The 13200-nt window shown below is 38.5% G+C and carries 18 protein-coding genes and 2 pseudogenes; 11 read left to right on the forward strand and 9 right to left on the reverse strand.

Annotated features, from left to right (window positions below; genetic code table 11):
- Positions 1 to 153: pseudogene (locus ACP4IT_RS11975) on the forward strand (IS30 family transposase); the annotation flags it as partial.
- A gap of 351 nt (positions 154 to 504) precedes the next feature.
- On the opposite strand, the gene ACP4IT_RS11980 reads toward ACP4IT_RS11975, so the two are convergent.
- Entirely contained in the window at positions 505 to 861 is a 357-nt protein-coding gene (locus ACP4IT_RS11980; RefSeq protein ID WP_024855823.1) for a hypothetical protein, read from the reverse strand.
- Positions 862 to 864: 3 nt separating this feature from the next.
- On the reverse strand, positions 865 to 1677 hold the full coding sequence (locus ACP4IT_RS11985; RefSeq protein WP_024855822.1) for a ParA family protein: 813 nt from the start codon (positions 1675 to 1677) through the stop codon (positions 865 to 867).
- A gap of 903 nt (positions 1678 to 2580) precedes the next feature.
- On the opposite strand from ACP4IT_RS11985, the gene ACP4IT_RS11990 reads away from it, so the two are divergent.
- The 4 genes from ACP4IT_RS11990 to ACP4IT_RS12005 all read left to right on the forward strand — a co-directional run bounded on the left by ACP4IT_RS11990 (position 2581) and on the right by ACP4IT_RS12005 (position 4210).
- On the forward strand, positions 2581 to 2859 hold the full coding sequence (locus ACP4IT_RS11990; RefSeq protein WP_024855821.1) for a BRCT domain-containing protein: 279 nt from the start codon (positions 2581 to 2583) through the stop codon (positions 2857 to 2859).
- A 178-nt stretch (positions 2860 to 3037) separates the two neighbouring features.
- Positions 3038 to 3232 carry a hypothetical protein gene (locus ACP4IT_RS11995; RefSeq protein ID WP_024855820.1) on the forward strand — a complete coding sequence of 65 codons (195 nt, stop codon included), beginning with the start codon at positions 3038 to 3040 and terminating at the stop codon, positions 3230 to 3232.
- Positions 3233 to 3278: 46 nt separating this feature from the next.
- Entirely contained in the window at positions 3279 to 3749 is a 471-nt protein-coding gene (locus ACP4IT_RS12000; RefSeq protein ID WP_024855819.1) for a hypothetical protein, read from the forward strand.
- A 194-nt stretch (positions 3750 to 3943) separates the two neighbouring features.
- On the forward strand, positions 3944 to 4210 hold the full coding sequence (locus tag ACP4IT_RS12005; protein ID WP_024855818.1) for a hypothetical protein: 267 nt from the start codon (positions 3944 to 3946) through the stop codon (positions 4208 to 4210).
- A 320-nt stretch (positions 4211 to 4530) separates the two neighbouring features.
- On the opposite strand, the gene ACP4IT_RS12010 is transcribed toward ACP4IT_RS12005, so the two are convergent.
- The 4 genes from ACP4IT_RS12010 to ACP4IT_RS12025 form a co-directional block, all read right to left on the reverse strand.
- Positions 4531 to 4812: a putative quinol monooxygenase gene (locus ACP4IT_RS12010; protein ID WP_024855816.1), complete on the reverse strand. Its 282-nt coding sequence runs from the start codon at positions 4810 to 4812 to the stop codon at positions 4531 to 4533.
- Between the two features lie 59 nt (positions 4813 to 4871).
- Positions 4872 to 5183 (reverse strand): hypothetical protein, encoded by a 312-nt coding sequence (locus ACP4IT_RS12015; RefSeq protein ID WP_024855815.1) that lies wholly within the window; start codon positions 5181 to 5183, stop codon positions 4872 to 4874.
- Between the two features lie 516 nt (positions 5184 to 5699).
- On the reverse strand, positions 5700 to 6146 hold the full coding sequence (locus ACP4IT_RS12020; RefSeq protein WP_024855814.1) for a universal stress protein: 447 nt from the start codon (positions 6144 to 6146) through the stop codon (positions 5700 to 5702).
- A gap of 285 nt (positions 6147 to 6431) precedes the next feature.
- A complete protein-coding gene (locus ACP4IT_RS12025; RefSeq protein ID WP_024855813.1) occupies positions 6432 to 6791 on the reverse strand; it encodes a hypothetical protein in 360 nt (119 codons plus the stop codon).
- A gap of 421 nt (positions 6792 to 7212) precedes the next feature.
- On the opposite strand from ACP4IT_RS12025, the gene ACP4IT_RS12030 reads away from it, so the two are divergent.
- Entirely contained in the window at positions 7213 to 8388 is a 1176-nt protein-coding gene (locus tag ACP4IT_RS12030) for an IS256 family transposase (RefSeq protein WP_024855812.1), read from the forward strand.
- Between the two features lie 308 nt (positions 8389 to 8696).
- The gene (locus ACP4IT_RS12035) at positions 8697 to 9164 is read left to right on the forward strand and encodes a CinA family protein (protein WP_024855811.1); all 468 of its coding nucleotides are present in this window, start codon (positions 8697 to 8699) and stop codon (positions 9162 to 9164) included.
- Positions 9165 to 9429: 265 nt separating this feature from the next.
- On the opposite strand, the gene ACP4IT_RS12040 is transcribed toward ACP4IT_RS12035, so the two are convergent.
- Together ACP4IT_RS12040 and ACP4IT_RS12045 are read right to left on the reverse strand one after the other, a co-directional pair.
- Positions 9430 to 9708, reverse strand: coding sequence for a hypothetical protein (locus ACP4IT_RS12040; protein WP_003680647.1), 279 nt, complete (start codon positions 9706 to 9708; stop codon positions 9430 to 9432).
- Between the two features lie 21 nt (positions 9709 to 9729).
- Positions 9730 to 9957, reverse strand: coding sequence for a hypothetical protein (locus ACP4IT_RS12045; protein ID WP_080680675.1), 228 nt, complete (start codon positions 9955 to 9957; stop codon positions 9730 to 9732).
- Between the two features lie 250 nt (positions 9958 to 10207).
- Here ACP4IT_RS12045 and mobQ point away from each other — a divergent pair, with 250 nt between their 5' ends.
- The 3 genes and pseudogenes from mobQ (at position 10208) to ACP4IT_RS12060 (ending at position 12708) form a co-directional block, all read left to right on the forward strand.
- Entirely contained in the window at positions 10208 to 12271 is a 2064-nt protein-coding gene (gene mobQ / locus ACP4IT_RS12050) for a MobQ family relaxase (protein WP_024855809.1), read from the forward strand.
- A 12-nt stretch (positions 12272 to 12283) separates the two neighbouring features.
- Positions 12284 to 12507: pseudogene (locus ACP4IT_RS12055) on the forward strand (LtrC-like protein); the annotation flags it as partial.
- Between the two features lie 24 nt (positions 12508 to 12531).
- A complete protein-coding gene (locus tag ACP4IT_RS12060; protein WP_155275701.1) occupies positions 12532 to 12708 on the forward strand; it encodes a hypothetical protein in 177 nt (58 codons plus the stop codon).
- Here ACP4IT_RS12060 and ACP4IT_RS12065 read toward each other — a convergent pair.
- Positions 12667 to 12756, reverse strand: coding sequence for a putative holin-like toxin (locus tag ACP4IT_RS12065; RefSeq protein WP_021353390.1), 90 nt, complete (start codon positions 12754 to 12756; stop codon positions 12667 to 12669). The genes ACP4IT_RS12060 and ACP4IT_RS12065 overlap by 42 nt on opposite strands.
- Before the next feature lie 308 nt (positions 12757 to 13064).
- Here ACP4IT_RS12065 and ACP4IT_RS12070 point away from each other — a divergent pair.
- On the forward strand, positions 13065 to 13200 hold a 136-nt coding region (locus tag ACP4IT_RS12070), incomplete at its 3' end, for a helix-turn-helix domain-containing protein (RefSeq protein WP_426855816.1).

A 13200-nucleotide genomic window follows, 5' to 3' on the forward strand; every position in this document is an offset into this window, starting at 1 on the left:
TATTTTTATCCTAAAGGGACTCGTTTTGAGCACATTAGTGCTCAAGATTTAACGACGACGTTACTCCAAATTAACCAGCGACCGCTTAAAATACTCGACTGGCAAACACCGTATCAGGTTATGGTGACAAATTTGTCCAAAAATTCGGATTAAATTTGCAATCTACCATATCGTGAAAATCTCGTGACTTGACTTTCAGACGTAATATAAACGCATTCTCGTGCATTGTTTGTTTATACGTGTATATAGTTGTCAAATACGTGCTATAATTGTGTATGTCCTAAATGGACACAAGCAACGCTCCTAAGCAAAGCCTGTATGTACTGATTTCAAAAAAGTCCTCTATTCCGCATAATAGAGGACTTTTTTGTGTGCATTCTGCTCCATTTAAACGGACAAGTATACGTCTAAAAGCTGAACGTGTTGTCTGAGGACGTGGCGTTATTCGTTAATTTGGCAGTTATACAAAACGTCCATTCTATAGAACTATAGATCTATAGATATTTAAAAATCGCGCATATTTTGTTGAACAGCTCTAACACTATCTATTACCAATTTTTTGCTTTGGCTTGGCATATTCTGAACATAGCTTTCAACGATTTCGTTGAGAACCTCATAGTTTCGCTTATTTTCAATGGTAGCTATTTGCTTTATGGCCATATGAGTGTCTAATTGTGCCTGGACAGACTTTGGAGTATCTTTTGCTGTCAATCTACGTTTTGGCTTAATTAGTACTTGGTCATTTGGCATGCTTCTGTGTTGTTCTTCAAATTTTTGTGGCTCAATTTTCTGAGGTCGTGTGGTTTTATTCTTTCTAGTTTCTCCAAAAGCACCTAATCCCATTTTATCGTTAGCAGTCATTTTTTAACCTCTAATCAATTTTAAACGTTCTAATAATTCATCTACAACCAAATCATAAAGATGGTGAACCCTTCTGTCGTTTATGTCATGGCTAGCATTATTTGTTATACCAGTGCGATCAAATCGTTTTAATCTAGCCATCTGACGCACCTTTTGTTTAAACATGTTTGCATTGCCGAAGCTTGTAGTTGCATCTTCGATAACGTCTAAATCTAAATCATTTCCGTTTTGTTGTAAGACAGGTAAAACGCCTAACAAATCAATGTCGAGAGAGTAATCGTCTTTGATTTGCAATAAGTGCTTAACGTATGTTTCTGCCCCTCGCAATGAGCGCTCTTGGGTTTGCAAAATAACAATAACGTAATCACTTGCAACCAAAGCGGAATCAGTAAATTTGTTTAATTGTGGGGGAACGTCTAATATTACAAAATCATATTTACTTGAAATTTTTGATAATAGTTTAGAGAAATAATGATCTTGTGTGTAGTCATCAGGAAACGAAGAGCTCAGAAATTTATCATAGTTCTGTAAATCATCATCCGATGGAAGTAAATCTAAGTTATCATTTACATGAACAATTGCATTTTCTAAACTACCTTTTTTTAAAGCAACTTCAAGCGTTTCGCTAAAATCAGGTTTAGTTCCATACACTTGGCTCATTGTTGTAAACAGCAAGTCTGTAGCATTAGCTTGTGGATCAAGATCTACTATTAAGGATTTTTTCCCTCTATTGGATAAGGTGTAAGCAATCATAACAGCATTAGTTGTTTTTCCAACTCCACCTTTAAAATTCCCGGTTGTAATAGTTGTGGTCAACATAGACACATCCTTTTGGGAAAAATTATAGCACAAAAAAATAAAATTCTATAGAAAATTTTCTTCAAATCTATAGAACTATAGAAATTAATATCTATAGAACTATAGAACTATAGATCTATAGTTCTAATAAATAGCGAATATTGCCGACATAGCAGCTCTATAGAACTATAGATTTATAGAACTATAGAAATGAACATCTATAGATTTATAGAACTATAGATTTATAGAATTATAGATTACACGGTTCTATAGAACTATGTAAAAAGCGCCTTTACTTATTCTTGCTATTGAGATATTATTTAGACATAAAATAGAACATAAAAAAACACCCACCGACTGGAATCGGTGAGCGCCACATAAAAGTCAACTTGTTTAATGACTATTATATCATGGCCGGTGCGATTTTTAAAGCCCTAGGGGACAAGCTGGGGTCTAAATCCAAGGGGACACGTTTGCCAGTGCGACTTCAATAAGTCTGGCTATACCACAACAAGGTCATCTGTACGGCTGGGTGGTGAATGGTGAGCGCGGCCATTAACGGCGCGGGTGGTAAAACGAAGCTTCGGCTTGGTGCCACTGATTAGTTGGTGATCGAACAAAAATAAATACGTATCATCAACGCCTGCTAGGGCGTTTTTTAGTAGGCTAAACCGAAAACGTAGGTTTATAATGAGTGGTGGTAGCAATACCGCAATTGTACAGACAAGCGACGGGCGTTAACGACCGACGAACTAAGGGGAAACTTTTAGTAGTAGAATTGTACTCTGGTTCAGTTATTCCAAATAACTGTTTCCAGGGAACAATTCTGCGCTCAAAACGTCACTCCCTCTAAACTGAATGGAAAACCATAACCCGTCAAGTCAAAACCAACATTAGAATCAAGAAAGTTGATGATTTAAAATGCTTGATTTAAGAGATTGTGAGATTGCTTTTACCGGACGTCTAACTACCATGAATAGGGATCAAGCTTTTAGTTTGGCGAAAGTCTTTGGGGCGAAACCACAAAATTGGGTTACGAAACAGACAGATTATTTAGTGGTTGGGTTAATTGAGACGGCTTTAGGTGAGGAGCCCATCACAAAAAAGTTATTGACGGGAACACCAACGATTTCAGAACGGGATTTTTTGGACTGGTGTCAGGCACGATTGGCTCAATGGTCTAGGAGTTTAGGCGGTTAAATTCACAAAGTGAGTTACTGATTTTTTTGGGATTTTTCATCTAGACCACTCCTCTCCCGTCAAATTTCACAAAGGCCAAATAACGGATCGTTGTTTTATCAGGGAGTGAGGGGGTTACTTGGGATAAGCCACCTTATGTAAAGTAAGAATCGGTATAGCTAATAGATGAGGTGATCACATGATTAATTGGGTTAATATTGCAGTTTTAATTCCATTCTTAATTTTAATTGGGGTTATTTGTCTAGTTGTGGGGTTCTGGCATGATTTTAAAGACTTAACGGTCATTCAAAAAACCGGTATTATCTTGTGTGTAATTGGATACATCGTTCCGGTTGTGTTAAATCAGGTAATGAGAATTTTTCACTTAGGCTAAGGGTTAGTGTTCTGGTACATTGTTATTGCGGAATGGAGAAGTAAATATGGCGAAAATAATGAAGATTATGGTTATGTTGTTGGTGCCACTTGGATTTATAACTACTGTAGGGGTAACAGCTCAAGCTAAAGCGCAATCTACACCTAAATCTATACGAGGCACCTGGTATCAGTATAGAGGTAAAAATAAATTCTTTGTAATAAAAATTACGAAAAATAATGTGTATGTAAATAGTAAGTTGACGTATAGCACTAAGAAAAGTGGAGCAAATAAAATTTTTATCCAGAGCTTAAGTAAGAAAGTTACTCACGGCTCTGGGGTTAGTTACATTCTAAATGGTCATTATAAATATGAGTATCAAACGTTTGGAGAGTTTTGGTTATCGAAAGAAAGGATTTCGAATCGCAGAGTTTTAAAGAATTATCACCATATGGATCATTATAATGTGTTTACTAAAAATAAAATTAAACATAATTATTCTTACCACAAGGACAGCTTCAAAGATATTGGAAGATAACTACAAAAAAGCCATCTAAGAAGTTAGTATGAGGGTATCTTCTTAGTTGGCTTTTTTACCTGAAAATTCCAATGGAATGTAGGAACGAAACTAATAGTAACACTGTGTCGATCGCTGAACAATAACAAATGGTATTGGTATTGCGCTTTTTTAAATTCTGTTGATAATTAAACAGTATGCTAGGTGGCAATATGATGGTAAATTTTATTGAATTCGTGTTTGGTTTTATAATTGATGCTATATCTTTTTCAATTCCAGACTTGCTTTTTGGACTTCCTAGAGTAAAACTACAGAAAAAAATTGCGATCAAGGCGAAAAAGCTTGGCTTATCTGCTGGTGATTTAAATAAGCTTGCTAATAAATTGCCATATACGATCACTGAGAAAAAGGGCGACTTTGATTTTTTTAATTGTTCTTATAGAGATTTAAAGAAGCTGTTAAATAAGATAAATACTAAATAAAGGGCCATTGAAAAGATAATTTTCAGTGGCTTTTTGCTTAGTATTTTTTGCCTTGCATATTAATTGGCCCCGACAATGTAGGTTCAACTTTCTTGCGTGGCATATTTTCCTTGTGACGCTTATACAGCAAGTAGAAGCATGTACCAGCAATGATCAGCAACGCGGGCCATGACGTAACAATCTTCCAGACGTCGATCAGTAGCATGATGCCTATGATCCACCATATCCACTGTGTGAAGAACTTGTATCCTGCCCATATAACTATGAGTGTTAGCAGTAAAAACATTGTGAGTGCCTCCTGTAACAGATAACTTCGATCATTAGTAGTCCATTCGCGTGATTTCAGGAGCTGAAGTCAAATAGTCATTAATGTGATCTAAGAAATTCTGAAAGTGGGGAGTTTCATTGTGGGATTCGACCGCTGTTTGATCCTCCCAATGTTCAATTATTTCGTAATCGTTGTCATTGATCAATGATTTAAAGTGACCGTAGAATTCATTACCAGCTTCCTTTGAAGAACAGACAACCAATTTGCTTACAAACGTTTCATACTGTGACGTCATTTCGGGTTTTACATGCAAAGCAACGTTAATAATTTTCATAGAATTACCTCCTGTTTAGTATAATCATACCGCTAATGTCGAGTGCCAGTGGTATTTATTTAAACAAAATCCAGATCCATTAGGGACTCTTCCAAAATAGTAATTGTTTCATTGCGTTCCATATAATCAACCCAGCCATCATAAGATTTTCGCTGGCGAGGCTTCATGACTGAACTCAATTTGGCTTGGATATTGCCAATGAACCGGTTAACACCACTATCAGTTACGTTATCAATGCGCAGGCTACTCCATTTTTTATTAGTGGGGCGGTCTGCGTTTTGTTCGTTTAGGAACGCAGCATATTTATCCCGAAAATTGGCGACAATCTGGCTATGTGCTTCCAAGTATTCTTCTAATTCAAACGTTGTCATAATAGCAACCTCCATATTTTACGCTCTCTTCCGTTGATACATAATATCTGTTAGGGCATAAATACTGCCAAGCACATTTCACAAGCGTTATTTAACCCTTCAATTTAAATAGCGCTTACAATATAGTTGTACTAGGAAATACCCCCAGATATTACCTAGTATGTAACTCCATTCGCATTTACTAGTGTTGCGAAGACAACTTGATAACGCTAGTGATATGAGTCAGCATTGCATCGCTGGCTTTCATACAGTTGGCCGTCTTTCCAACGAGGCGGCCATACATAACTGTTTTGAAGTTAATTGATCAGTGAGCCAGAATAGAGAGAAGATGTGCCTAATGACACGAGATAAGCTAGAGACTCTAATGTTTGTCACTGTGATTGTTATTTCAGCAGTTGTGCTTGAATTGATACAGTAATAACTAGTGGATAGGAAGAAATACAAGCGTCGTGCTAAAAGCATGGCGTTTTTATTTTGCCCAAAATAAAAAGACTAGCCAAAGCCAGTCTTGGGTACCTAATCATCCATGTTTACGACAGTCACGTTGGCTTTAGCCTTACGTACAACGTAGGCAGTTGTAGAACCTAAGACTAGACGTGAAAGAGCATCGCGTCCTGTTTTACCAATGACAATTAAATCAATATCATATTCGTTAGGAATCGTTGTAGCAATTTGTTCCTTAACAGATCCCGAAGCTTGAATGGTCGTTGCATCAATGCCTAGATCCATTGCTTGATTCTTGGCGTGATTTAAAATAATGCTACTTTGTTTTTGAAAGTTAGAAACCAGATCTTTAACTGTACTAGATGTGGTAGCTTGTGGATAGTTGAAGACACCATTCATGTCGATAACATGCGCTAGGATGAGTTTACTACCGCTTAACTTTGCCAATTCAATTGCATGTTTTAAAGCACGCTGAGAGTTTTCTGAACCATCTACAGGTACAAGGATATTTTTATACATAACCATTTGCCCCATTGTTAATAATTTATACGGCTAAATTATATCACTATTACAGTAGGAGGTGGTCAGCATGGGCCAGATGGTAAATACAAAATTTGGCCTTGTCAGCCACACAGAGGCGCGTTGATTGGGCGAGTTAGAGCGACAGCTTAAAGATGGACGGTGGCAACGTAAAAAGCCGCAACGACCACATAAGCCGCGTATTACAGTGTGGAGAAAAAACGATGTTGAAAAGCATCGTCCTTTTAGTTTGAGCAAAACCAAGGGGGAAGTAGCAATGACAAACTAGTTTCTTGCTGTAGAAAGGCCATCAATTAAGAACCATATTAGCATCATTATGATGTAGCCAATAAGGTACTGATCTATCACAAAAAAAGCAATAATTAAAATTGTAGCTAATAGTTTTAAATAGAAACTTAATTTGTCATTATAACATCTATTAGAGTGCTTAAAGCTTGGGTTTTTCTGAATAAAAGGACGTTGAATCAATAAATAATAAATCGAGAATGCAAGAAGAAGCAGTGCTAGTTCAACAAATAAAAGCCGATTATCGTCATTCGGAAAGAGCTCTTGCAAGATAATTAGTATTATAAGTGGCACAAAAAAAGAATTTTCCAGCAACGCATATTTAAAGTCAAAATGCATAGTAGACGCCTCCTGTCATAATTATACATCTTTAGTAGTAAGGAGGGATTCCCAGTGTGGCAACAAAACGTTAAGAATTTGATAGTAGAGCTTACGGCGCTTGCTGTGGGTATTCTGATAGGGTGGTTGGCCTGCCTATGGTGAAACACAAACAAACACCCATGTACTGGCAAGACGGCTCATATGCGTTTAAAACGGGCCATAAAATTGAACGCGATTTAGACCCATGGGTCAGAGAGCAGTATGCAAAGCATCACTCACAAAAGAGTGGCGCTTTTTCTGTAGGCGAACTCACAAAAGTAAAGAGAGCGTAAAATATCTTGTGTAAATGCATAAAAGATTTCTGAATTGTATAGAAATAGGGAATGCCTTCCCTTATGATATTTAGTAACCACAGAAAACATCACAGGAGGCATTCCCCATGAATGAACTTACCACAGAAATTATCGCTGCACTAGCCCAAAAGCAAGATTTGGACGAAGTTTTTCGTCACCACCTCGAAATTGCGATTAACCAGCTGCTTCAAACCGAATTGGCAGAGTTTTTGGGTTACGAACGCTACTCATACGCTGGGATTAACACTGGTAATAACCGCAACGGCAGTTATGAGCGCTCGTTTGATACGAAGTACGGCCAACTTAACTTAACCATTCCTCGAGATCGCAATGGCCGGTTTGAAAATCATACCTTGCCAGCCTACGGTCGGCACAGTGATAATTTAGAAACAACGGTCATTCAGTTGTATACCAAGGGAATTACCACTGCTGAAATTGCCGAACTCATTGAGAAAATGTACGGTGCTCACTACTCCAAAGCCACGGTTTCCAACATGACTAAAGCCGTCAATGAACAGGTTCAAGCTTTCCAGCAACGTCGACTGGCTTCACAATATGCGGCCATCTTCTTAGATGCCACTTACTTGCCGTTAAAGCGGGATACCGTTCAAAAAGAAGCCGTTCATATTGCGATTGGCATTCGTCCAGATGGTACGAAAGAAGTGCTGAACTACCAAGTGGCGCCAACGGAATCGACTGGAATCTGGACTGAACTGCTGGGAACCTTGATCAAGCGGGGCGTTAAAGATGTGCTGTTGTTTGTGGCCGATGGGTTAGTTGGTTTGGATGAAGGCTTGAATCGGCATTTCCCTAAAGCCAAACGACAACGTTGCCTGGTTCATGTTGGGCGGAATCTGATGAACAAAGTTCGCGTAAAAGACCGCAAGGCCGTGACCAGTGACTTTAAACAAGTTCATCGGGCCGCCAACCGTGAAGCAGCCGAACTGAAACTGAATGAGTTCGCCAACAACTGGCATCAGACCTATCCCAAATTAATCAAAGATCTGCTTAAAATGCCGAATTTACTCACTTTCATGGACTTTCCACCAGCTATCCGGCAATCACTATACTCCACTAACCTGATTGAGAACTTTAATAAGCATCTCAAGCGCACCACCCACCACAAAGAACAATTTCCAACGGAAGATTCACTGGATCGCTTCCTGGTTTCTCAGTTTAATGTTTATAACGAGAAGTCTCTGAAGCGGATCCGCCGAGGGTTCCAAGGACTCCAGGACACCTTGGAAGCATCATTTATTTAAGTTAGATACATATTATATGTACGAAGGCATTTCATTTACACAAGATTCTTGACGCTACCCTTTAGTTAAGTACGCAGCTTTGCTACACTATAAGAATAAGACATATTTTCAAGTAATATGATGGCTACTGTCACTTGTTTTTAACAACACTATTAGCAAGTATCGGATGTTAGTTAAGCAGAACTTATTTCCCGATGTCGATTGGAACTAATATCGAAGTTAAGCAAGTCCAAGTCGTATCGTTCGGAACAGCGGAAACTTTCGGTACCAAAATTATTCACTGCTGTAGAGTAGAGGAGGAATGCAATATGGATATACCGACACTAGCAAAATATTTAGCTAAACGCAAACTGACATTGACCAGCGCCGAGAGCTTAACTAGCGGGACCTTTCAAAGCCAATTAGCCGCCACACCACAGGCTAGTCAAATTTATCCAGGCGGTTTCATCACCTACGCCACCACGGCTAAAACCAAGCTACTCGGCGTGCCGGTCGCTTTGATCGCAAAATATGGCGTCGTCAGTCCTGAAGTTGCTAAAAGCATGGCCCAACAAGCGCGCAAAATTGCCGGTACTGATTTTGCGTTAGCGTTTACCGGCGTGGCTGGTCCTGATAAATTGGAGGGCGTAATGGTGGGGACTGTTTGTATCGGCTTAGCTAATCCGGAAACGACGTTAGCCAAAACGTATTATTTTCCTGGTGAACCTGAGTCAGTAATGACGCAGAGCTGCCAAGCAGGGATTGATTTATTGGTGCAATACTTGCAGAAATATTAAAACGATATTGCCAGCGAAATTCCTCACGAGTACCGAACACCTGAATGTTTGTGTCTGTAATTCCCAGTAATTTAAGTGTATTATCTAGTTGAGACATCTATTCCTACCCCGCTTATCTTGAGTTTCGTCGCTTAAAGCATAGCACTAGGGAGGCTTATATGCCTTTTTTTGTTATCAAAAAGGGCCTAGTACTTTTGGAATGGAAATACTTTCCAACACCAAAAATTCTAGACCCAAAACAATCCTGAAAATAAAAACGATCGGCCTAGTTATTAGGTTGATCGTTTTTTAATTTATCCGGTTTATGGGCGTTGACATAGTCAGCGAATGTTTTTAAAAGTTCTTCGGTTTGTTCGACCGAGAGGTTATTAGCTTGAAAGTACTTTTCTAATAAAGCCCCTTTTTGAATTAATCGGCGAGAACGGGCTTTTCGTGCTTGTCGATTTTCATAATACTTAGATTGGCGTAACTTAAAATCTTCCCGCTCAATTTTTTGTTTTAAACGCGCTTGTTGTTCAATTAGTTTTTCATATTGATTAGGCATGGAATTCCCCATCTCCTATGACTAATGATCTACGGACTTTTCCTTTAAAAACTCGGATACTTTTTTGGATAAGGACTTGATATTGTCATTAGATAAATTAGCATAATCTAAATTGGCTTGACTGATGATTTGTTTACCTAGACGTTGTTCAATCTTATTTTTTTCGTCCTTAATTTTTTGATTAAGGTCTTTTAATTTATCTTCTTGTTTTTCTAAGTTACTTTGAGACATAACGATCCCTCCAATCATATTAGAAATAATCACCGAAACTATATCATATAGGAAACGTTAAGTCAAAGTATAAAATTTGAAATAGCGAAGCGGAAGGCATACACTAAATTAAAGTTAAGAGAATCAGAAGACTGAGTGAAACGAGGTCAATGCGCACTTACACCCCACTAAATTCTTGTGGGGTAAATCGTGCCAAAATCCTGTATTAGAAGTCGCCGATGGCGACAACAAAATCAACCAATAGATCCAAAGAAAGGTGGTGACTAGTATGGCAATTTTTCATATGAGTTTTAGTAATATTAGTGCTGGGAAAGGACGAAGTGCGATTGCCAGTGCCGCTTATCGAAGTGGTGAAAAATTATTTGATGATCAAGAAGGTCACCACTATTTCTATGCTCGGTCAGTCATACCAGAGAGTTTTATTTTAACTCCTAAAAATGCACCAGCATGGGCCAGTGATCGAGAAAAATTATGGAACGAAGTAGAAAGAAAAGATCGGCGAGCAAATTCTCGGTATGCGAAAGAGTTTAACGTGGCTTTGCCAGTTGAACTAAGCGAAGATGAACAGAAAGAATTATTGACAAAATACGTGCAAGAAAATTTTGTTGATCAAGGCATGGTAGCTGATGTAGCGATTCATCGCGACCACCAAGATAATCCGCACGCACATGTGATGTTAACTAACCGACCATTTAACCCAGACGGAACATGGGGAATCAAGAGTAAAAAGCAATATATTTTAGATGAGAATGGCAATAAAATGTATACCGGAACTAGCAAGTACCCTAAGAGTAGAAAGATACTGATGGTCGATTGGGATAAGAAAGAAAAAATAATTGAATGGCGTCATAATTGGGCAGTTAGTGTCAATCAGGTTTTAGAGCAAAAAAATATTCCGGATCGGATCAGTGAAAAATCTTTTGAAAATCAAGGAATAGATGAAGTTCCAACTCAACATGAGGGAATCAATAGTAAGCGGAGTAAAAGGAAAGAATTTAACCAACAAGTTAAGAAATATCGTAAGACCAAAGCGAATTATAAAAACAATCAAGAAAAAGTAATTAATCGAGGTCACTTGGATAGCCTAAGTAAACACTTCTCGTTTAACGAGAAAAAAGTGGTCAAAGAGTTAAGCCACGAACTGAAAACTTATATTAGTTTGGAAAGTTTAGATGATAAGCGGCGCATGCTATTTAATTGGAAAAACAGTACCTTAATTAAGCACGCTGTTGGTGAAGATGTCACTAAGCAATTATTGACGATTAACCAACAAGAAAGTTCACTAAAAAAAGCAGATGAACTCTTAAATAAAGTAGTTGATCGCACGACTAAAAAACTTTATCCAGAGCTTGATTTTGAACAGACAACCGCGGCTGAACGACGGGAATTGATTAAAGAAACTAATAGTGAACAAACGATTTTCAAAGGCAGTGAATTAAACGAACATTTAATGAATATTCGTGATGATTTATCGGCACGACAATTATTGACCTTTACCAAACGGCCATACGTTGGCTGGAAGTTATTAATGCAACAAGAAAAGGAAGTCAAAATCGAGCTTAAATATACGCTGATGATTCATGATGATAGCTTAGAAAGTCTAGAACACGTTGATCAAGGTCTACTAGAAAAGTATTCACCAACCGAGCAGCAAAAGATTACTCGAGCAGTCAAAGACCTACGGGCAATCATGGCCGTTAAGCAAGTCATTAAAACGCAATACCATGAAGTATTGAAAAGGGCCTTTCCTAACGGCAATTTTAATGAATTACCAATGATTAAACAGGAACAAGCCTATACAGCCGTGATGTACTATGATCCTGTTTTAAAGCCATGTCAGGCTGAAACAATTGAACAGTGGCAAGCAAATCCACCACAGGTGTTCAGTCCCCAAGAACATCAACAAGGACTAGCTTATTTATCGGGACAGCTTAGCTTAGATCAGTTAGAAAATCATCACTTACAACGGGTTTTAAAGCATGATGGCACTAAACAACTCTTTTTTGGCGAATGCAAAGCTGATCCAACGATTAAGAACAGTCAGATCGAGAAAATCCAAAAGCAGTTAAAAAAGCAACAAGCCAAGGACGATCAGTATAGAAAAGTAAATATTGGACATTATCAACCGCTAAATTACAAGCCAGTTAGTCCAAGCTACTACTTAAAGACAGCCTTTAGTAACGCAATCATGACCGCCCTATATGCCCATGATGAAGATTACGAACGACAAAGACAGGCACGCGGCTTAAAAGAGACTGAGTGGGAAATGACGAAAAAGCAGCGGCAACACCAAACCCGGAACCGGCATGAAGATGGGGGTATGCACTTGTAATTCAAATGTAAAATAAAAAAGCTATCAGCCCGAGCGCTTAATCAGTTATATCAAGTTTGCAACGACAAGTTCAGCAAGCAAGGAACCCACAACAAAAATCAGAACTAAAAAATAAACTAAATGATATACACCATGAAATCAGTAATCGAACACAAAAACAGCTGCAAGCATTTGCTGAAGAAAATCCGGAAATCAAACAACCTGATCCTGAATCTGATCGAAGCATGAAACGTTAGCCAGTTTTTAAGGGACATGCTATAATGGAAACAGAAAAAGGAAGCCCCGCCGAAAACAGGACTTCCCGTGCAAGCCGCTTCAAAGGCGGTGGCAGAAATTTAATAAACGATTTTAGCTCGTCCTGTGACCTCTACCAAAGTTACACAGGGCGGCTTTTTTTATTTGTGGTGCTTGTCGATATAGCTGAGGAGCGCGATTAAAAACGTGCCAAACAGCAACATCAACGAGAGTGTCTGGAAGACGCTCATTGACTGTGAAACCTTCCTGAAGATTATTCCATGTTCCCATGGGCCTCACCTCGCAAGGGAAAAGACAGCCACCGCCCTTAAAACTTCCTGCGTAATCCATTATACAGGTGAATTAAGTGTTGACCAAGCACAATAAAAATTAAGTCATGGGGTTTCATAGGATCCTAAATTTGATCAAATTAAGCTCAGCAAAACATCTTTTGTGGATAGGTAGATTGTAAAATTAATCCGAACGCTGTTCGGACAAAAAAGATCAGCTTCCTTTAAAATGGTGTTTACCACAAACCCATCTTTTAGGAGCTGATCTTTTGTCTAGTATAGCCTATTCCGAACGAATTAAAATCGAAACCTTTTGTGAACTAGGGCTGTCCAATATCCAAATGGGCGTTCGGCTGAACCGATCACCGTCAACAATTTCTTATGAATTATCTCGATGTCAACCTT

This window comes from Levilactobacillus sp. LN180102 (assembly GCF_050106635.1).
In the GTDB taxonomy this organism is placed as follows: domain Bacteria; phylum Bacillota; class Bacilli; order Lactobacillales; family Lactobacillaceae; genus Levilactobacillus; species Levilactobacillus brevis.

Excerpts from the sequence above, each read along its gene's own strand:
- ACP4IT_RS11980 (WP_024855823.1), bottom strand. The coding sequence starts at position 861 with ATGACTGCTAACGATAAAATGGGATTAGGTGCTTTTGGAGAAACTAGA.
- ACP4IT_RS11990 (WP_024855821.1), top strand. The coding sequence starts at position 2,581 with ATGCTTGATTTAAGAGATTGTGAGATTGCTTTTACCGGACGTCTAACT.
- ACP4IT_RS11995 (WP_024855820.1), top strand. The coding sequence starts at position 3,038 with ATGATTAATTGGGTTAATATTGCAGTTTTAATTCCATTCTTAATTTTA.
- ACP4IT_RS12000 (WP_024855819.1), top strand. The coding sequence starts at position 3,279 with ATGGCGAAAATAATGAAGATTATGGTTATGTTGTTGGTGCCACTTGGA.
- ACP4IT_RS12005 (WP_024855818.1), top strand. The coding sequence starts at position 3,944 with ATGGTAAATTTTATTGAATTCGTGTTTGGTTTTATAATTGATGCTATA.
- ACP4IT_RS12010 (WP_024855816.1), bottom strand. The coding sequence starts at position 4,812 with ATGAAAATTATTAACGTTGCTTTGCATGTAAAACCCGAAATGACGTCA.
- ACP4IT_RS12015 (WP_024855815.1), bottom strand. The coding sequence starts at position 5,183 with ATGACAACGTTTGAATTAGAAGAATACTTGGAAGCACATAGCCAGATT.
- ACP4IT_RS12020 (WP_024855814.1), bottom strand. The coding sequence starts at position 6,146 with ATGTATAAAAATATCCTTGTACCTGTAGATGGTTCAGAAAACTCTCAG.
- ACP4IT_RS12025 (WP_024855813.1), bottom strand. The coding sequence starts at position 6,791 with ATGCATTTTGACTTTAAATATGCGTTGCTGGAAAATTCTTTTTTTGTG.
- ACP4IT_RS12030 (WP_024855812.1), top strand. The coding sequence starts at position 7,213 with ATGAATGAACTTACCACAGAAATTATCGCTGCACTAGCCCAAAAGCAA.
- ACP4IT_RS12035 (WP_024855811.1), top strand. The coding sequence starts at position 8,697 with ATGGATATACCGACACTAGCAAAATATTTAGCTAAACGCAAACTGACA.
- ACP4IT_RS12040 (WP_003680647.1), bottom strand. The coding sequence starts at position 9,708 with ATGCCTAATCAATATGAAAAACTAATTGAACAACAAGCGCGTTTAAAA.
- ACP4IT_RS12045 (WP_080680675.1), bottom strand. The coding sequence starts at position 9,957 with ATGATTGGAGGGATCGTTATGTCTCAAAGTAACTTAGAAAAACAAGAA.
- mobQ (WP_024855809.1), top strand. The coding sequence starts at position 10,208 with ATGGCAATTTTTCATATGAGTTTTAGTAATATTAGTGCTGGGAAAGGA.
- ACP4IT_RS12060 (WP_155275701.1), top strand. The coding sequence starts at position 12,532 with ATGGAAACAGAAAAAGGAAGCCCCGCCGAAAACAGGACTTCCCGTGCA.
- ACP4IT_RS12065 (WP_021353390.1), bottom strand. The coding sequence starts at position 12,756 with ATGAGCGTCTTCCAGACACTCTCGTTGATGTTGCTGTTTGGCACGTTT.